General features: G+C 69.1%; 15 protein-coding genes. 1 reads left to right on the top strand and 14 read right to left on the bottom strand.

What is annotated here, in order from left to right:
- Positions 1-20: 20 nt before the first annotated feature.
- From iolG to iolC, 7 genes are read right to left on the bottom strand one after another with little or no spacing between them, the layout of a single operon-like run.
- A complete protein-coding gene (gene iolG, locus CUR96_RS00940) occupies positions 21-1,031 on the bottom strand; it encodes an inositol 2-dehydrogenase (protein WP_102191421.1) in 1,011 nt (336 codons plus the stop codon).
- A gap of 23 nt (positions 1,032-1,054) precedes the next feature.
- The gene (locus CUR96_RS00945) at positions 1,055-1,972 is read right to left on the bottom strand and encodes a sugar phosphate isomerase/epimerase family protein (RefSeq protein ID WP_102191422.1); all 918 of its coding nucleotides are present in this window, start codon (positions 1,970-1,972) and stop codon (positions 1,055-1,057) included.
- Complete coding sequence (gene iolD / locus CUR96_RS00950; protein ID WP_102191423.1) at positions 1,972-3,894, bottom strand: 3D-(3,5/4)-trihydroxycyclohexane-1,2-dione acylhydrolase (decyclizing); 1,923 nt, start codon at positions 3,892-3,894, stop codon at positions 1,972-1,974. The genes CUR96_RS00945 and iolD overlap by 1 nt, the downstream gene beginning before the upstream one ends.
- Positions 3,891-4,811, bottom strand: coding sequence for a 5-deoxy-glucuronate isomerase (iolB, locus tag CUR96_RS00955; protein ID WP_102191424.1), 921 nt, complete (start codon positions 4,809-4,811; stop codon positions 3,891-3,893). Before iolB ends, iolD begins: the two co-directional genes overlap by 4 nt.
- Complete coding sequence (locus CUR96_RS00960; protein ID WP_102191425.1) at positions 4,808-6,349, bottom strand: CoA-acylating methylmalonate-semialdehyde dehydrogenase; 1,542 nt, start codon at positions 6,347-6,349, stop codon at positions 4,808-4,810. The genes iolB and CUR96_RS00960 overlap by 4 nt, the downstream gene beginning before the upstream one ends.
- Before the next feature lie 23 nt (positions 6,350-6,372).
- A complete protein-coding gene (locus CUR96_RS00965) occupies positions 6,373-7,269 on the bottom strand; it encodes a Cgl0159 family (beta/alpha)8-fold protein (protein ID WP_180968900.1) in 897 nt (298 codons plus the stop codon).
- The gene (gene iolC / locus CUR96_RS00970; protein ID WP_102191493.1) at positions 7,269-8,198 is read right to left on the bottom strand and encodes a 5-dehydro-2-deoxygluconokinase; all 930 of its coding nucleotides are present in this window, start codon (positions 8,196-8,198) and stop codon (positions 7,269-7,271) included. The genes CUR96_RS00965 and iolC overlap by 1 nt, the downstream gene beginning before the upstream one ends.
- Before the next feature lie 193 nt (positions 8,199-8,391).
- On the opposite strand from iolC, the gene CUR96_RS00975 reads away from it, so the two are divergent.
- Entirely contained in the window at positions 8,392-9,153 is a 762-nt protein-coding gene (locus CUR96_RS00975) for a GntR family transcriptional regulator (protein ID WP_102191427.1), read from the top strand.
- Positions 9,154-9,185: 32 nt separating this feature from the next.
- Here CUR96_RS00975 and CUR96_RS00980 read toward each other — a convergent pair whose 3' ends face one another.
- From CUR96_RS00980 to CUR96_RS01010, 7 genes are all read right to left on the bottom strand, one after another.
- Complete coding sequence (locus CUR96_RS00980) at positions 9,186-11,054, bottom strand: heparinase II/III family protein (RefSeq protein WP_102191428.1); 1,869 nt, start codon at positions 11,052-11,054, stop codon at positions 9,186-9,188.
- Between the two features lie 6 nt (positions 11,055-11,060).
- Positions 11,061-12,035 carry a hydroxyacid dehydrogenase gene (locus CUR96_RS00985; RefSeq protein ID WP_245861047.1) on the bottom strand — a complete coding sequence of 325 codons (975 nt, stop codon included), beginning with the start codon at positions 12,033-12,035 and terminating at the stop codon, positions 11,061-11,063.
- Positions 12,032-12,700 carry a DUF624 domain-containing protein gene (locus CUR96_RS00990; RefSeq protein WP_102191429.1) on the bottom strand — a complete coding sequence of 223 codons (669 nt, stop codon included), beginning with the start codon at positions 12,698-12,700 and terminating at the stop codon, positions 12,032-12,034. The genes CUR96_RS00985 and CUR96_RS00990 overlap by 4 nt, the downstream gene beginning before the upstream one ends.
- 3 nt (positions 12,701-12,703) lie before the next feature.
- Positions 12,704-13,609: a carbohydrate ABC transporter permease gene (locus tag CUR96_RS00995; protein WP_102191430.1), complete on the bottom strand. Its 906-nt coding sequence runs from the start codon at positions 13,607-13,609 to the stop codon at positions 12,704-12,706.
- Positions 13,606-14,562, bottom strand: coding sequence for a carbohydrate ABC transporter permease (locus tag CUR96_RS01000; RefSeq protein WP_102191431.1), 957 nt, complete (start codon positions 14,560-14,562; stop codon positions 13,606-13,608). Before CUR96_RS01000 ends, CUR96_RS00995 begins: the two co-directional genes overlap by 4 nt.
- A gap of 86 nt (positions 14,563-14,648) precedes the next feature.
- Complete coding sequence (locus CUR96_RS01005) at positions 14,649-15,929, bottom strand: ABC transporter substrate-binding protein (protein WP_102191432.1); 1,281 nt, start codon at positions 15,927-15,929, stop codon at positions 14,649-14,651.
- Between the two features lie 55 nt (positions 15,930-15,984).
- Positions 15,985-17,937: a DUF2264 domain-containing protein gene (locus CUR96_RS01010; protein ID WP_245861048.1), complete on the bottom strand. Its 1,953-nt coding sequence runs from the start codon at positions 17,935-17,937 to the stop codon at positions 15,985-15,987.
- Positions 17,938-17,994: the final 57 nt, after the last annotated feature.

A 17,994-nucleotide genomic window follows, 5' to 3' on the forward strand; every position in this document is an offset into this window, starting at 1 on the left:
CCCGACCGGGGCGCGCGGGCTCAGCTCAGGTCGACGGTGACAGCGGCGCGATCATCCAGCGACCTGCGCGCGGCATCGGCGAGGATGAGCGCTGCACGGCCGTCCTCGAATGTCGGACTCGTCGACGCCTCACCCCGCGCGGCCCTGATGAACTCGGCCAGCTCGAGCACGTATGAAGCCGCATAGCGCTCGAGGAAGAAGTCCTGGTACGGCGGGCGTGCCTCGACGGACTGCGCGGTGGACAGGCTCACGAGGCTGGTGCCGGCGTTGGCGACCTGCAGCGATCCCGCCGCGCCGAATGCCTCCAGACGCTGGTCATAGCCACTCGCGCTGTGGCGGGAGTTCGTGATCGAGACGACGGCGCCGGATGCTGCGCGCAGCACCGTGACCGCGGTGTCGACGTCGCCGTGCTCGCGCGCGCCCGGGTCGAAAGCCGCCGCCCCGGTGGCGAAGACCTCGACCAGATCCGGCACGAAGAACCGGGCCATGTCGAAGTCGTGGATCGTCATGTCGCGGAAGATCCCGCCGGAGACCGCGATGTAGTCCGCGGGCGGCGCAGCGGGGTCGCGGCTGATGATCGTCAGCTGCTCGAGGGCCCCGATCTCACCGGCGCCGACGCGGCGGTGCACCTCGGCGAACGCCGGGTCGAAGCGCCGGTTGAATCCGAGTGCGACCGGGACCCCGGCCTGGGCGACGAGCGGCCGCAGGGCATCGACGCGAGCGATGTCGAGGTCGATCGGCTTCTCGCAGAGCACCGGAACGCCCGCCCGGACGGCGGTGGCGATGAGGTCGATGTGCGTCGGCGTGGGTGATGCGATGATCACCGCGTCGACCTCGCCTGACGCGAAGATCTCGTCGGCGGAGTCCGTCGCACGACCGCCGAATGCCTCGGCGACGCGTTGCGCGCCCGTGACGAAGGGGTCGGCGACCCAGCTGAGAGCGGCGTCCGGGGATGCGGCGACGTTCGCCGCATGCACCTGTCCGATGCGTCCGGTGCCGATCAGGCCGAAGCGAAGGGGCTGAGTGTTCACGGAAAGTCCTCGGGTCTCGGGGCTCACGCCCAGGGGCGCAGCGCCTCGCGGTTGATGCGCTGGTCTTGGGCACGCGCCATGCGGAAGTCGTCGATGGAGATGTCGGGTCGGTTCAGGACGTCCTGTTCGACGACGACCCAGCCGTCGAAGTCGCGCTCGGCCATCGCGGTCATCACGCCGGCGAGGTCGACATCGCCACGCCCGAACGCGACGAAGCATCCGGACGACCACACCTCCCTCATCCCGCCGCCGGCGGAGAGCACGCGGTGGAGCACCGCGAGGTCGACGTCCTTGAGGTGCAGATGGTTGATGCGATCGCCCCAGCGCGCGACCGCGTCCAGCGGATCACCGCCGGCGATGAACAGATGACCGGTGTCCAGCGTCAGATCGACGTCGACCAGGGAGAGGAACCGGTCGATCTCCTCCGGCGATTCGACGAAGGTACCGGCATGGTGGTGGAACGTCGGCTCGAGGCCCGCCTCGCGCACGATCGCCGCAGCACGCTCCGTGTTGGCGATGAGCCTGTCCCAGGCCGCATCCGGCAGGGGATCGACCTCGGCACCGCGCCCGGGGGCCGATTGCCGCCTCGCAGAGCCGTCGTCGGCGAGCGTCGGCAGAGGCAGTCGGGCGGGTCCCGTCTCCGCCGCGGCACTGAAGGTGCGCAGTGCGCGCCGCAGCGCCGGCACGGCCGCCGCGAATGCCTCATCGTCGGACAACGGCAACTGCACCCAGCCGCCGGCGAGGTGCAGCCCGGCGCGGTCCAGACGGCGCCGCACCTGCTCCTCTTCGCCGAGGAAGCCGATCGGGCCGAGGTCGATGCCGGCGTAGTCGGCATCGACGAGCACGTCGATCATCTCGTCCGCGGAGACGGTGGCCGCCCCTTCCGGCGTCAGTTCGAACACCCCGAAGCTCACGGGAGCGCCGGCGACGGTGATATCCATCAGTTCCCCTCCCCGAGCAGCGGGCGCTGTGCGGTGCGCTCGCGCTCGTACTGCGCGCGCGCCGTGCGAGTGGATTCCAGCGTCGCGACCTCCGGCACCGGCACATCCCACCATCCGTGCCCGTCCGGCGCGGAGATGCCCGGATCGCTCTCGATGTGGATGACCGTCGCCGTGTCGGATTCCTTCGCCGCCGCCATGGCCCGTCGCAGCGCGTCGACGGCATCAGGGCCCGGAGCGATCTCGATCACGTCGACACCGTAGCTGCGGGCGTTGGCCGCCAGGTCGATCGGCAGGCGCTCGGGTCCCTGAAAGTCGCCGGCGGCCGTGTCGTACATCCGGTACTGGGTGCCGAATCGCTCCGAGCCGACGGTCTCCGAAAGACGCCCGATCGAGGCGTAGCCGTGGTTCTGGATGATGATCACGATGATCTTGATCCGCTCGGCGACTGCGGTGGCCAGTTCGGAGCTGAGCATGAGGTACGACCCGTCACCCACCATCGCGATGACGTCCCGGTCATCACCGGCAGCGAGGAGTCCGCGCTTCGCGCCCAATGCGCCGGCGATCTCGTAACCCATCGTGGAGAAGGCGTACTCGACGTGGTAGCCGAGCGCGTCGCGCACACGCCACAGCTTGTGCAGATCGCCCGGCAGCGATCCGGCAGCCTGGACGATCACGTCCTCCGGCGCCGTCATCTCCTGCACGGCCCCGATGATCTCGGGTTGGCCGGGGCGGTCCCGCCCTGACGGCGCGAAGGCCGCATCCACCGCGGCATCCCACCGGGCGTTCTCCGCCGCGACGCGCTCCTGGTACTCCTGCGGCACTGCCGATCCCGCGAGCGCGTCGGTCAGGGCGACGAGCGTCTCGCGCGCATCGGCGACGACGGGAACGCGGGTGCCGTGCTTGACGGCGTCGAACGCAGCGACGTTGATGTTGACGAACCGGACGGCCGGGTGCTGGAACGCCGACCGCGATGCGGTGGTGAAGTCGCTGTAGCGCGTGCCGATGCCGATGATGAGATCGGCGTCGGCCGCGAGCCGGTTGGCGGCCGTGGTGCCGGTCGCGCCGACCGCCCCGGCGTATTGCGGGTGGTCCCACCGGAGCGCACCGCCGCCGGCCTGCGTCGTGCCGACGGGGATGCCGGTGAGCTCGACGAACGCACGCAGCGCGTCTTCGGCGCCGGAGTAGAGCACGCCGCCACCGGCGACGATGAACGGCCGCTGCGCACTGCGGATCGCCTGGAGCGCGTCTGCGAGGGCGGCCCGCTCGGGCAGCGGGCGACGGATGCGCCACTCGCGCTCCTGGAGGAACTCGACGGGCACATCGAGCGCTTCGGCCTGCACGTCCTCTGGCAGGGCGATCGTCACCGCGCCGGTCTCGGCGGGGTCGGTGAGCACCCTCATCGCGGCGAGCGCGATGGAGAACAGCTGTTCGGGGCGCTGCACCCGGTCGAAGTACCGCGACACCGGCCGGAACGCGTCGTTCACCGTCAGCCCGGTGTCCCAGGGCTGCTCGAGCTGCTGCAGGACAGGGTCGGCGACGCGTGTGGCGAAGGTGTCGCTGGGCAGCAGCAGCGCCGGAAGCCGGTTGGTGGTGGCGAGCGCTGCCCCGGTCAGCATGTTCGTGGCACCCGGTCCGACCGAGGCGGCAGCGGCGAAGGTCGCCCGACGTCGGTGCATCCGCGCGTAGCCGACGGCCTGATGCACCATCGCCTGCTCGTTGCGGGCCTGGTGGTATGGCATGAGACCGGGCTCCCGTGCATGCAGCTGCGCCAGTGCCTGTCCGACGCCGGCGACGTTGCCGTGACCGAAGATCCCGAAGACACCGGGAATCGTGCGCTCGCGGATCTCGCCGTCGACGGTCCACTGGTTCGCCAGGAACTCGATGAGCGCCTGGCTGACGGTCATCCGCTTCGTCGCGGTCATCGTCGGGGTCCTTCCGTCGTGTCGCCGTAGGGGAGCCGGGGATCGACCGGGGTCCGCTCCCAGGTGTCTCGCACCCACGCATGGGCGGGGTCGTCAGAGATCAGCCAGCTCCGGTCGGGATCCGGTCCTGCCATGACGTTGAGGTAATACAGGTCGTAGCCTGGTGCCGCGGCGGCCGGGCCGTGATAACCGTACGGCACGAGTGCGATGTCGCCACTGCGCACCTGGGCGTCGATCTCGATGTCCCCCGCCGGGGAGGCGTACGCGCTGAACAGTCCGAACGCGGCATCCGGGGATGCCGGTGATCCGGCGACCGGCGCCGACTCGAAGTAGTAGATCTCCTCCAGGCGCGACTCCGCTCCCGGCACGTGCTCGTCATGCTTGTGCGGCGGGTACGACGACCAGTTCTGGGCAGGGGTGATCACCTCGCAGACGATCAGCCGCGCGGCATCCAGCGCCTGGGGCGTGCCGAAGTTGTGCACCTGTCGGCTGGAGGAACCGGCACCGCGCAACTCGATCGGGATCTCGGATGCGGGAATGTGCCGCGTCGGGCGCAGGTCGGTCGTCGGCGATTCGGCCACGGCGACGCGGCCCCGACCCGTGATGCGTGCGCCGGCCGCGGCGGAGAGGTAGAGCACATCGGTGGGTCCGTCGAACACCGATGCACGCCCGGCCAGGTGCGTCTCGGTCACCCGGCCCTCCTCGGTGTGCACGACCGCGAACGCTCCGCTGAGCGGAACGACCACACGCTCGGTGCCGGGTTCTTCGCAGACGATCTCGTCGCCGTCGGAGAGTTCGGCCACACGCAGACCGGTGTGCGCCCACCCGGGAACGGTCGCATCGACGACGCTCTCCCATCCCGGTCGGGCCAGGGAGCCCCGGGGATGGAACCAGCGGCGGGATTCGATGCCGGTCATGAGTTCTGCGGGAAGCCGAGGTCGATGCCGCCGTGGAGCGCAGGGTCGAGCCACCGCGATGTGATGGCCTTCTCGCGAGTGAAGAAGTCGAATCCGTGCGCGCCGTACGCCTTCGCGTCGCCGAACAGGGACTGCTTCCAGCCTCCGAAGGAGTGGTAGGCGACGGGAACGGGGATCGGCACGTTGATGCCGATCATGCCGACCTGCACTTCGTTCTGGAACCGCCGTGCGGCGCCACCGTCGTTGGTGAAGATCGCGGTGCCGTTGCCGAAGGTGCCGGCATTGATGAGGTCGATGCCCTCCTGGAACGTCGCGACCCGGACGATCGACAGGACGGGACCGAAGATCTCCTCCTGGTAGGCCCTGGACGACGTCGGGATGTCGTCGATGAGGGTCGGTCCGAACCAGAACCCGTCCTCGTGACCGTCGACGAGTGCACCTCGTCCGTCGACGACGATCTTCGCCCCGTCTGCTTCGGCGATGTCGACGTAGGATGACACCTTGTCTCGATGGATGCCGGTGATCAGCGGTCCCATGTCGGGCTCGCCGTCCGCGTCACCGGCGCCGTTGCCCACGCGCAACCTCGAGATGCGCTCGACGATCTTCTCGATCAGCGCGTCGGCGACCGGCTCGACCGCCAGGACGACCGAGATCGCCATGCAGCGCTCTCCCGCCGCTCCGTAGCCGGCGTTGATCGCCTGGTCGGCGACGAGATCCAGATCGGCGTCCGGGAGCACGAGCATGTGATTCTTCGCGCCGCCCAGCGCCTGCACGCGTTTGCCGTTCCGCGATGCCGTCTCGTAGATGTACTGGGCGATCGGGGTCGAACCGACGAACGAGATCGACTGCACCTCGGGACTGGACAGCAGACCGTCGACGGCGAGCTTGTCGCCCTGCAGCACCGTGAAGACGCCGTCGGGGAGTCCGGCCTCCTTCCACAGCTTCGCGAGCCACAGCGACGCGGACGGGTCTCGTTCGCTGGGTTTGAGCACCACGGCGTTCCCTGCCGCGATCGCGATCGGGAAGAACCACATCGGCACCATGGCGGGGAAGTTGAACGGGCTGATGATTCCCACGACGCCCAGCGGCTGCTTCAGGGAATAGACATCGACCCCGGTGGACGCGTTCTCGGTGTACGCGCCCTTGAGCAGATGCGGGAATCCGGTCGCCAGCTCGACGACCTCCTGACCGCGCAGGATCTCGCCCATGGCGTCGGAGAGCACCTTGCCGTGCTCGGCGGTGATGATCTCGGCCAGTTCGCCCTTGCGGGCGTTGAGCAGTTCACGGAATGCGAAGAGCACGGTCTGGCGTTTCGCGACGGAGTATCCGCTCCAGACGGCAAACCCCCGGGATGCGGAGGCGATCGCGGCGGCGATCTCGCTCTCGTCGGCCAGGGCCACCTCGGCCGTGACAGCGCCGGTGGCGGGATTGAACACCGGGGCGGTGCGCCCGCTCTGCGACGGATGCTCACCCCCATCGATCCAGTGCGGGATGGCGGGGACGGTTCCCGATGCAGCCGGTGCTGTACTCGTTGGCATGTGTGCTTCCCTTCGAGGGCGGATCAATGGGCCGCGTGGACCAGTCGGGCGGCGATGTCGACGGCGGCGGCGACATCGCCGTCTGGCGGGTAGAGGAGCGTGCGACCGACGGTGAGCCCGCGCACTCCGGGAAGAGCGAGGGCGTGCACCCAGCTGGCGTAGGTCTCGTCGAGGGTGGCTCCGTTGTCGCCTCCCAGAAGCAGAGTCGGCAACGTCGTCGCCTCCATGACGCGCTCCATCTCGTCGACGACCGGAAGCTTCATCCAGGTGTACGCGCTGCTCGCCCCGAGACCGGAAGCGATCGCGATGGAGTGGATGACCGCATCCGCGCTCAGGTCGTTGACGACCCGGCCGCCGTCACGGCGACTGAGGAACGGCTCCACCATGATCGGCAGCCGCGCGTTGGCCGCGGCCGTGATCGCCGCCGCGGTCGCCTCCATGGTCGTCGCGGTGGCCGGGTCGCCCAGGTCGATCCGCATGAGCGTCTTGGCGAAGTCGATCCCGCTGGACATCATCGACGGCACGTCATACGCGGTGAAACGATCGTCCATCTCGAACGTCGCGCCACGCAGACCACCCCGGTTCATCGAACCGACGACGATCTTGTCATCCAGCAGCCCCAGCAGGGCGAGGTCATCGAGGATGTCGGGGGTGCCGAGCACGCCGTCGACTCCGGGATGACGCAGCGCCACCGCGAGCCGGGCGAGAAGCTCGTTGCGGTTCGCCATCGCGAGGGCATCGCTTCCGATGCCCAGCGAGCCGCGCGCAGGATGGTCGGCGGCGATGATGAACAGCCGGCCGTCTCCCCGCAGGAGCGGCCTGCGGCGCCGGGTCGCGAAGGCCTGAGCGATCGCCTCCGGGTGAGTCGCGCGTCCCTCGCGCAGGCGCGGCAGATCGATGGCGCCGTCGATCGTTTCCATCATCCCTCCAGGACCTCTTCGACCTCAGCGCCGGTCGGCATGGCGGTCGAGCACTCCCGGCGCGATGCCACGATGGCGCCGGCGGCATTCGCGTAGCGCAGCGTGGCCTCCAGATCCCATCCCCGCAGGAGGCCGTTGCACAGCGCGCCGCCGAAGGCGTCGCCCGAGCCGAGGCCGTTGACGACATCGACCAGATGCGCGGGCACCTCGACGAGTTCGTCGCGTGTGCGCGCCAGCACCCCGCGCGGACCCTGCTTGATGATCGCCAGCTGCACGCCGCGCTCCAGCAGCGCGTCGGCGGCGCGGAGCGGTTCGCTCTCCCCGACGGCCACTTCGCACTCCTCCTGGTTGCCCACGGCGACGGTGACGTACTCCAGCGCCTTCTCGATCTGAGCGGTCGCATCCTCGCGACGCTCCCAGAACATCGGGCGGTAGTCCAGGTCCAGGACGGTGAACTCCGCACGGTCGCGAATCCGGAGAGCATCGAAGTGGGCGGCGCGACTCGGCTCCTTGCTGAATCCGGTGACGGTGAGCCAGAAGACTCCCGCGGAGCGGATGGCATCGCCGTCGAGGTCGGCCGGGCCGACGTTCAGGTCGGGGGCCAGCGGTTCGCGATAGAAGTACAGCGGGAAGTTGTCGGGCGGGAAGATCTCGCAGAAGGTCAGGGGGGTCTTCAGGCTCGAGTCGACCCCGACGAAACGAGCGTCCACGCCGAGCCGGCCCAGCTCCGCGATGAGGTAGCGACCGAACGGGTCGTCGCCGACGCGGGAGATCAGTGCAGCTGCATGGCCGTACTTGGCCGCAGCGACCGTGACGTTGGCGGCACTGCCGCCGAGGGATTTCCCGAACGTCTCCACATCCTCCAGGCCCACGCCGGACTGCAGCGGATAGAGGTCGACCCCGAGACGTCCGAAGGCCAACACGTCCATGCGCGTGTCGGATGCCTCGTGCTCGTCGCGCACGGGCACCCGAGAGGGGATGCCGGAATTCATGTTCTAACAATAGCTCATACGGTGCGGCCTGGACAGGACTTCCTCGGGACGCATGCGCAGAGGAGACGAAAAGCTATATTGTCGGGACATTCGACGGTTTCGCCGTCATGAACGCGAGCGGAGTGGACCAATGAGCGCCGGAGAAACAGTGTGGCCGGAAGATCTCGCGGCCGATATCGACCGCTCGGGACCCGTGCCTCTCTATTTCCAGGTGTCCAGTCGCCTCGAAGCGGCGATCCGCTCCGGAGAGATCCCTCCCGGTTCCCGCCTCGAGAACGAGATCGCGATCGCGGAGCGGCTCGGGCTCTCGCGGCCGACGATCCGGCGCGCAATCCAGGAGCTGGTGGACAAGGGACTGCTCGTCCGCCGCCGGGGGGTGGGTACTCAGGTGGTCCAGGGGCAGGTCACTCGCCAGGTCGAATTGACCAGCCTGTACGAAGACCTGCAGAACGCCAGGCAGGAGCCGGCGACTCGAGTCCTCGATCTCGAAGTGCGCCCAGCCACCGACGAGGTCGCCCAAGCCCTCGGCATCGCTGTCGGCGCCGACATCCTGTACCTGAGACGCCTGCGATTCACCGGCACCACACCGGTCGCGATCCTGGAGAACACTCTTCCCGTGGACTTCGCCGACATCACGCCCGCCCAGCTCGAGGCGCGGGGCCTCTATCAGATCCTCCGAGGCCGCGGGGTGGCGATCAGCGTGGCGAAGCAGAAGATCGGCGCCCGCCGAACGCACGGCGACGAGAGCGAACTTCTGGACATCGATCGCGGCGGACCCGTGCTCACGATGCAGCGCATCGCCTTCGACAACAGCGGACGCGCCGTCGAGGTCGGTCACCATTGCTACCGCCCCGACATGTACAGCTTCGAGACGACCGTCGTCGCTCGGTAGCCGAATCTCGATCGTGCGCGACTCGATCTGAGTCAGATCCTTCCGCGCAGCTCCCAGGAATCGACGCCGCGGCGCGGAGCGAACAGGATCCGCGACACTTCGTCCCCCCAGGAATCCTGGAGATAGGGGTCGCCGGTCGCGCGCGTCTCGATCACGACCTCCGCCGGGTCGTGGACCAGCATCAGGGGGCGGGAGCCGTGCCGCCCGGGGACGAGGATGCGGTCGCCCACCCGCTCGGGCACGCCGGCGCACACGATGGCGATGCGGGTGCCCTCCGCGCCGACGGCGGCTCCCTCGTCGCGAACGAGCACTTCGCCGTCACTGAGTCGGACCAGCCTCGTCCACTCGCGGTCCGCTCCGTCCGGCCAGGGGTACGCCCCGCTCAGGTCGATCGACCAGCCTTCATCGAGGGGCTGCAGCGGCGCCTCCCACTCCCGGCCCGGCAGCTGCTCGAGCCCGTGAGGATGCGGGAGGCTGTGCCACTCGCTGCTCAGATGCCACAGCGAGTACCGCTGCTCGGAGAAGGTGGTCGCGGTGTACACCCCGCGGCCGAGGTCGGCGAGCAGCGGCACCCCGTCGACCGCCACGGACACCGATCCGAGGTCGTTGTGGTTGTGACTCTCGGCGTTGTGCCCCGCCTTCACGATGACGGTCAGCCCGGTGGAGTCGCCCTCGCGCTCCCGCCGGATGCCGACGGCGATCGAGGCGAACTCCGCTTGCCGCGGGTAAGGCGCTCCGCGGGGCGGAGTCGCGCGCCACCGGGCATCGAACGACTCGCCGATCATGCGGCCGATCCCGCCGACCGTATCGGCCTGCAGCCCGAGGGTGCGGCCCGCCACCCTCCGGCCGGCCGCGAACGCCGCGGTTTCCTCGAGCCCGCAGAACTGCGCCGCACGGAACAGCGAGAACCAGGGCACGTCCGCCCCGATCCGCGCCTCCGCGTCGGAGTAGCTGGCGACCCAGTCATCGCCGAGCAGCATCCGCTCGGGGAACCGGGCGAGCTCGCGCAGCCCGGACAGCGCTCCGCCGACCGCCTCCGACCCGATCCGGCCGCCGGAGAGCGTATCGAGCAGCACGAGGCCGTCGAATGCCCGACCGGCACCCTGCCACCAGTACGCGAAGCCCTCGTCGATGCCACCGTCGGCGGGGAGATGCGACAGGTAGCGGTCGAGGCCGTCGACGCATCTCTCGAGCAGCCGCTCTTGACGCTCCCCTTCGCTGAACGCGACGGCCGCGGGGATGACGTTGCCGACGATCCATGCCAGCCAGTTGTTGATCTCGCGGTTCTCCCACCACCAGTCACGGCGCTGCATCAGCGGTGTCAGGATGCGGCGTTCGACCTCAGCGCGCAGTCGCGGCATCACTCCGGGCACTTCGACGTCGAGGGCGTCGCCCAGAATGAGAGCCGCCCACCCGGCGAGCGCCGCGCACTCCCCCGCCCCCAGATCGAGGAACGGGCGGTCGACGTCGGTGGTGAGCAGCCCCCGAGAGAATGCGTCATCGTGCGCGGGCCAGCACCAGGTCGACTGCTCGCAGAGGGTCCACAGCCCGTCGGCCGCCTCGATCACACGTGCAGGCGACGGGTCGATCGCGGCGGCGAGGACCGCCAGTCGAATACGCCGCTTGTGCGCGAAGTCGACCGACTCGTAGCCTCGGCGATCCCCGGTCCGCGCGAAGTCCGACCACTGCGAGAGCCGGGGCACGATCCAGGTCTCACCGTGCGCGGCGTCGGCCGCCGCCAGGATGAGATCCCGCGCCTCCTGATCGATGGACTGCCAGGCGGCGCGGTCGGAAGAGCTGGGCACGAGATGCGGGATGGCATCGCCCTGCGACGACTGCCAGATGTGCAGCAGCGCTCCGCGTTCGATCAGCCCGGCATCACCCTCATCCTGTCCGTCCATGTCGACCTACGCGCTGAGTTCCATGTCCCGCCGGGTGATCACCTGCGACAGGATCCCCCCGCGGAGCAGCGTCTCGATGTCATCGAGGGCCGAGTCCGCGAGCCGGCGCGCCTCGGTGCCCATCGATCCGGCGATATGCGGGGTCAGCGCCACGTTCGGCAGTTCGCGCAGCGGCGAGTCGGCCGGCAGCGGGTCAGGCTCCGTCACGTCGAGGACGGCGTCCAGCCGCCCGGAGGCGCACTCCCGCAGCAGCGCGTCGTGATCGAGGATCCAGCCGCGCGCCGTGTTGATCACGGTGGCGCCGTCGCGCAGGGCGGCGAGCTCGGTACCGCCGATCATGTGGTGCGTCTCCGGCAGCGCCGGGGCATGCAACGACAGCACATCGACCTGTCCGAGCAATGACCCGAGAGAGACGAGCTCCGCCCCCGCCGCTGCGACGACCTCCGGCGCGACGAACGGGTCGGCGACGAGGATGCGAACATCGTCGAGCTGGCCGAGCATCCGCACCACCCGGCGACCGATCCGCGAGAATCCGACGATACCCACCGTCCTGCCGACGCTGCCGTACTTCAGCGAGCCGACCAGATCGCCCCAGCCGAGGATGGCCGAGGGGGTGCGCATGTGCAGGAAGGCGCGCTTGAACGCGAGGATGATCGTCGCGAAGGTGTACTCGGCGACCGGGACCGCGTTGGCGTCGGCCGCGGAGGTCACGATGATCTCGCGCCTCCACAGCGCGTCGGAGACGAGGCCCTGCACGCTGCCGGCGGCGTGCACGACAGCACGCAGCCGGGGCATGCGGTCGAGCATCTCGGCGTCGAGCCGCGGCGCCCCCCAGGAGGTCAGCAGGATCTCGGTGTCCGCGAGGTCGCCGTGGTCGATCGCGAGAGGCGAAGACGAGGTCAGCGCCTGCAGCCGCTGCAGGCGAGCGGAGTCGAAGAGCAGGTCGAACACCTCGGGACTCATCGCGGTGCGCACCCTCACGCCCGCACCTCTTCGAGGTCGAGAACCGGGCGCAGCGTGTAGCGGCTGTTCGCCCACGCGACGTACAGGGCCGGTGCGCAGGTCAGGCCGATCGCGATCGCCGGCATCGTGGTGAACAGGGCGAACTGCACGCCCAGCACCGCGAACGACAGCACGCTCAGATACCAGCGCCGCACGCTCAGGTAGAGCGCCGCCTTGAGGATGTCGCGCAGGCGTGCCTGCGGCGCCTCGGCGAGTGCGACGAGCGCGACGAGCGCGGTCGCGACGGCGATCGCGGTGAGCAGGACCAGCACCGGGACCACGACGACGGACGCCGGCAGTGCAGCCACCGCACGCACGTCGACGAGCAGGACGACGACGGATGCCGCGGCGGCTGCCCCGATCAGCATCCCCTTGCGCCAGGTCGTCTTCCAGCCTCGGAAGAACGACCGCACCACCTGCGGCTCGCCGCGCCCGAACTCGCGGAACGCCGTGAACGCGCCCGTGAGAGCCGGAGCCGCCACGGGCGCCGCGAGAGCCAGCATCGGCCAGGACAGCATCGGGTCGGTGGTCATCAGCAGCACCACGAGGGGTGCGGCCGCGAGGAGGACGAGGAAGTTCGACATCAGGCCGAGATAGACGACGCCGAGGATGGTCGCCCAGGCGTCGTGCGAGATCCGCTTCATCGATCAGCCCTTCATCCCGCTCGTGGCGATGCCCTCGACGAAGTACTTCTGGCCGAGCAGGAAGATGATCGCGATGGGCAGGACCGAGATCGTCAGGCCGGCGAACAGCAGCGCGTAGTTCGTGTCGAAGAGGTTCGAGACGAAGCTCTTGAGTCCGAGCTGGATCGTCCACAGGTCGGGATTGCGCAGATAGATCAGCGGCCCCAGATAGTCGTTCCACGTGTTCACGAAGGTGAGCAGCGTGAGGCTCGCGATCGCCGGGATCGACAGCGGCAGCATGATGCGGCGCCAGATGCCGTACTCGCTGAGCCCGTCCAGGCGCGCGGCCTCGCTCAGCTCCTCGGGGATCGTCTCGTAGTACTGCTTCATCAGGAACACCCCGAAGGCGCCGAACGCCTGCAGCAGGATGATCGCCCACAGCGTGTTCGACACCTTGAGGTTCGACAGCAGGATGAACTGCGGGATCATGTACGACTGCCACGGAACCGCGATCGTGCCGATGTAGGCGAGGAACAGGATGTCCCGCCCGGCGAAGCGCATGCGCGCGAAGCCGTAGGCGGCGAACGATCCCGTGAGCACCTGCAGGAACGTCACGCTGACGGCCAGGAACAGTGTGTTGCGGATCCAGACGAGCATGTCCGACTTCGTCCAGATGTCGACGTAGTTCTGCCACACGAAGATCTCCGGCACCCAGACCACGGGCACCGAGAACACCTCGTTGGCGTTCTTCAGCGAGCTCATCACCATCCAGGCGAACGGGGCCAGCAGGCCGATCGCGGCGATGATCAGGGCGATGTAGCCGACGATGCGGCCGGCGGTGCGGCCGGCGCGCACGCGGGCTGCCGGGGCGGGGCCGCTGAGCTTGCGCAGCGTGCCTCCGGTGACGAGGACCTGGGTCTCGGTCATCATGCGCTCCGCTTCTTGTTCCAGAGGAACTGGCCGACGGTGACGAGGATGCAGAGGAAGAACAGCGCCACGGCCGCGGCTGACGCGTAGCCGAACTGCGACTCCTCGAAGCCCTTCTTGTAGATGAACTGCGACAGGACGAGCGTCGACTGGCCGGGCCCGCCGTCGGTCATCACGAGGATCAGGTCGAAGACCTTGAAGGAGTTGATCGTGAGCATCACGGTGACGAAGAACATCGTCGGCCGCAGGCACGGCAGCGTCACGTTGACGAAGCGCTGCCAGACGCTCGCGCCGTCGACGCGCGCGGCCTCGTGCAGTTCACGCGGCACGGTCTGGAGACCGGCGAGGAACAGGATCATGTAATAGCCCATGTCGCGCCAGGTGCTGACGATGACGACGGCGGGCATCGCCCACTCCGAGGAGGTGAGCCAGCCGGGGGGCTCGGAGATCCCGATCGCGCGAAGGACCTCGTTGACGGGCCCGTAGTCGGGGCTGAAGAGCAGGTTCCAGACGACCGCGATCGCGACGATCGAGGTGATGTAGGGGAAGAAGGCCGCGGTGCGGAAGAAGGCGACGCCGCGGAGCTTGTTGTTCAGCAGGAGAGCGAGTCCCAGCGCGACGACCATCGTCAGCGGGATGTGCATCACCGAGTAGTAGATGGTGTTCCAGAACGCGATGTGGAAGCTGCCGTCGCCCATCAGGCGCTGGAAGTTCGTCAACCCCACCCAGTCGGCCTTGCCGAAGACGTTCCAGTTCGTGAACGCCATGTAGAAGAGGATCAGCACCGGGAGCAGGGTGAGGAACCCGAATCCGATGAAGTTCGGCAGGATGAAGCTCCAGCCGATCAGGGCGTTGCGGCGGCGCAGCGCCGAGCGGCGCTTCGGCAGCTTCGGCGGCTTCGGATTCTTCGCCGGCCGTGGGGCCGTGCCGCGGGGCGGGGCCTCGGTGGTGGTCATGTCTTTCGTCTCCTGGATGAGGCGGCGGTGGATGCGGCGCGGGGGCGCGATGTCGAGGGCCGACCGGCGGCCGGCCCCCGACAGGGTCAGCCGACCTCGTTCTTCACGCGGTCTTCGGCTGTCTTGATCGCGTCGTCGATCGACGCCGAGCCGGACATGACGGCAGTGTGCAGGTCGGCGAGGATGCCCTGGATCGTCGCCGTCTTGCTGGACGTCGGGTTTTCGGGGAGCACCTCGTGGGTCGACCAGGCGAACTTCGACAGGTCATCGGTCGGAGCGCCCTCGACCGAGAAGTAGCTCTCCACGACGGCGTCGTTCGTCAGAGCCGGGGTGATGCCGATCGCGGCGAGCGCCTGAGCGCCCTCCTCGGACGCGGCGAACTCGAGGAACTGCTTGGCCGCATCGGCCTTCGCAGAGTCGATGTTCGCGTTGATGCCGAAGCCGGTCGGGTCTCCGAAGGTCACCGGGGTGTTGTCGGTGCCGGCGGTCTTGTCGTCGAGCTGCGGCGCAGGGGCGATGCCCCACTCGAAGTCGTTGGCGTCGCCCGAGGCCTGCTGGGCGATCAGGGTGGCCGTGTACCAGGTGCCCATCAGCATCATCGCCGCTTTCTGGGTGCCGAACTCGCCCTGGTAGGTGAGCTGGTTGGCGGTGGAGGTGTTGAAGTCGACCTGGTCGCCGGCAGCCTGCAGCGCCAGCGTGTTGTCGTAGTAGTCCTTCAGGTTGCCGTAGTCGCCGTCGAGGACGCTGGTGCCGGTCTGCGCGTTCGCGAAGCCCTGCACGGTGGACTGCCAGCGGTGCAGGTACGCGCCCTTGACGGTGTCGGTGGTCAGCGCCTCGGCGGCGTCGGCGTAGTCGTCCCAGGTCCAGGAGCCGTCGGGGTGTTCGACCCCTGCGGCGTCGAAGAGGTCCTTGTCGTAGAAGAGCACCCAGGAGTCCTGGCGGTAGGGCACGGCGTACGCAGCACCGTCGACCTCGTAGGACTCGGCGCCGCTGATGCCATCGGGGAGCTTCACATCGGAGACGTCGAGCAGCTGGCCGCCCTCCTGGAAGGTGGTGACGTACTTGACCTCCTTCTGCGTGATGATGTCGGGGCCGGAACCGGCGGCGAGGTCGGCGGTGACGAGCGTGTTGTACTCGGCGGCGTCGTACTCCTTGAGCTCGATCGTGACGTTCGGGTGCTCCTTCGTGAACGCGTCGGCGAGCGTCTGGAACTCGGGCGTGGTGTCGATGCTCCACCCGGACAGCGTCAGGGTGATCGGGGCGTCGGGGTCGGCGCTCTCCGCGGCGTCGGGTGTGCCGGAACAACCGGCGAGGGCCAGGGTCGCGACTGCGGCGATGCTGCCGGCGGCGAGGATCTTGCGGTTCATGAGGTACTGCTCCTTTGCAATTGCGGATGCCCAGGGACGGGACGGGGTCTCCGGCTCAGGCGAGCCGGTGTTCGGTGACGGTGGAGTCGGGCCAGGTGACGGCGATGTCGCCGTCGATCCGGACGGAGGGGGCGGATGCCGGGGCGCGATCGGACAGGTGCACGGCTGTCACGATCCACTCGCCCATCGCGACCGGGTGGGTGATGACCGGAACCGATGCCGCATCGCCGAGCGGGCTCGCATCCTGGCGGGTCTCGACCGCGGGCGTGCCGCCGGAGGTGAGCGCGACGATCGTGCTGCAGCGGCCGCGGGCGGCGGCCGTCGCACCGTCGTCCGATACGGCGTCGTCTGTGGCATCCGCCGCGATCGCCCAGCCGCCGATGCGCAGCGCGGCGGGCGCGGCATCCGCTTCCACGGTGTCGACGCGCACGAGGCGCACCTCCCACGCTCCCCGCACGATCGACCAGGTGGTGACGGTGCCGGCGATCTCCACGTCACCGACGATGCCGGAACCGTGCCGGGTCTGGGTTGCGGCCGGGGCTATCCAGTGCGCGGTCGCCGTGGATCCCGCGATCGCGACATCTCCGTCCAGACGGACGCCGAGCGTGCGCATGCCGGCGCGATGACTCGCCCGCCCGTCGGCGTGCAGGAGGGCGGCTGACTGCTCGAGCGGCTCGGCCCAGGCGTCGCCGTTCAGCAGCGGGCTCGTGACCGTGGAGTAGCCGAGGCGGGCGTACAGCGGTGAATCCCCGACGAGGTCTCCGGGGTGCGCGTGGTCGGCGCCGTGGTTGACGACGCGCACGATGCCGTCGTCGACGGTGGCGGAGATGATCCAGGCCGGAGCGACGGCGACGCGCAGCGTATCGGCGGTCTCGACGGGCAGGGGCACGGACGGCGCGGACCACACGGGGTGATCTTCCGGCAGGGCGATGCCGAGCAGCCCCTTGGCCGCCCAGTAGGGTGACCCGGTGCCCGAGTAGTTCTGCGCGAGGCGACGCCATTCGCCGTGCCAGCCGAGGTCGAGCAACCCGTCGGCGTTCGGCGCGCCGTTGGCGGCGAAATGGCGGACGATGCCGGATGCCGCGCGGCGCAGCTGCCCGGCCGGAACCGACGGCACCTCCGCGATCACGCCGGCCCAGTAGGGGGCGGCAGCAGCGAAGCGGTAGACGAGGCTACGCCCTTGGATGAGGGGGGAGCCGTCGGCGCCGACCATCGCGATCGCGTCCTGCAGGAAGGCGTCGAGACGCGCGATGTCGCCGGCTGTGCGGCCGTTCGCGAGCTCGGTTGCGCCCTGCATCCGCGCCCACAGCACGGGATAGAGATGCAACGCCCAGCCGACGTAGTGATCGTAGGCGCGCTCGTCTCCGTCGGAGATCCAGCCGCCCTCGCGGAGGAAGGAGTCATGGCGGGCCAGGTCGTCGTCGATGTCGGCCTGCGACCACGGGCCTCCCACCGAGCGCAGGAAGGTCTCGACGACCACCCGGAACCACAGCCAGTTGTTGGCCGGATAGGTCTCATCGCCCACGATCGGCGAGAGGTAGTCGATCACGCGCTCGCGGGTGATCGCATCGAGGCGATCCCAGATCCACGGCCGGGTCATGTCGAGGATGAGCGCGATCGAGGCGGCTTCGACTTTGGCCTGGCCATGCTCGTCGGGGCGCACCCAGCGATCGGTGCTCTCGGGGTCGACACCCGCGACGATGCCGCGCGAATAGAAGTCGATGAGATCCTCGACTCCTTCACCGCGGGCACCGGCGATGCGGAAGCCGGCGAGCAGGAAGGTGCGCACGAAGCCCTCGAGCCCGTCGACGTCGACGCCGTAGCCGCCGGAGGCCCCGGGGAGCGTGATGCGGGCGCCGTTCTCGGAGGCCCAGGGGCGGACGGCGGCGAGCAGACCGTCGGCGTACGCGAGCAGATCGGCGCGGGTCCATTCCGCATCGGCGCGATGCTCCTCCGTCACTTCGCTACGGTGCTCTTTCGCCGCTTCGCTGGTGCGCTCGAACGCCACGGACTTCTCCTTTGAATGCTGCTCCGGGATGCCGCGACCAGAGCCTTCGGTCGCGAT

Origin of the sequence: Microbacterium aurantiacum, assembly GCF_002872075.1 — a bacterium.
Lineage (GTDB): Bacteria > Actinomycetota > Actinomycetes > Actinomycetales > Microbacteriaceae > Microbacterium > Microbacterium aurantiacum_A.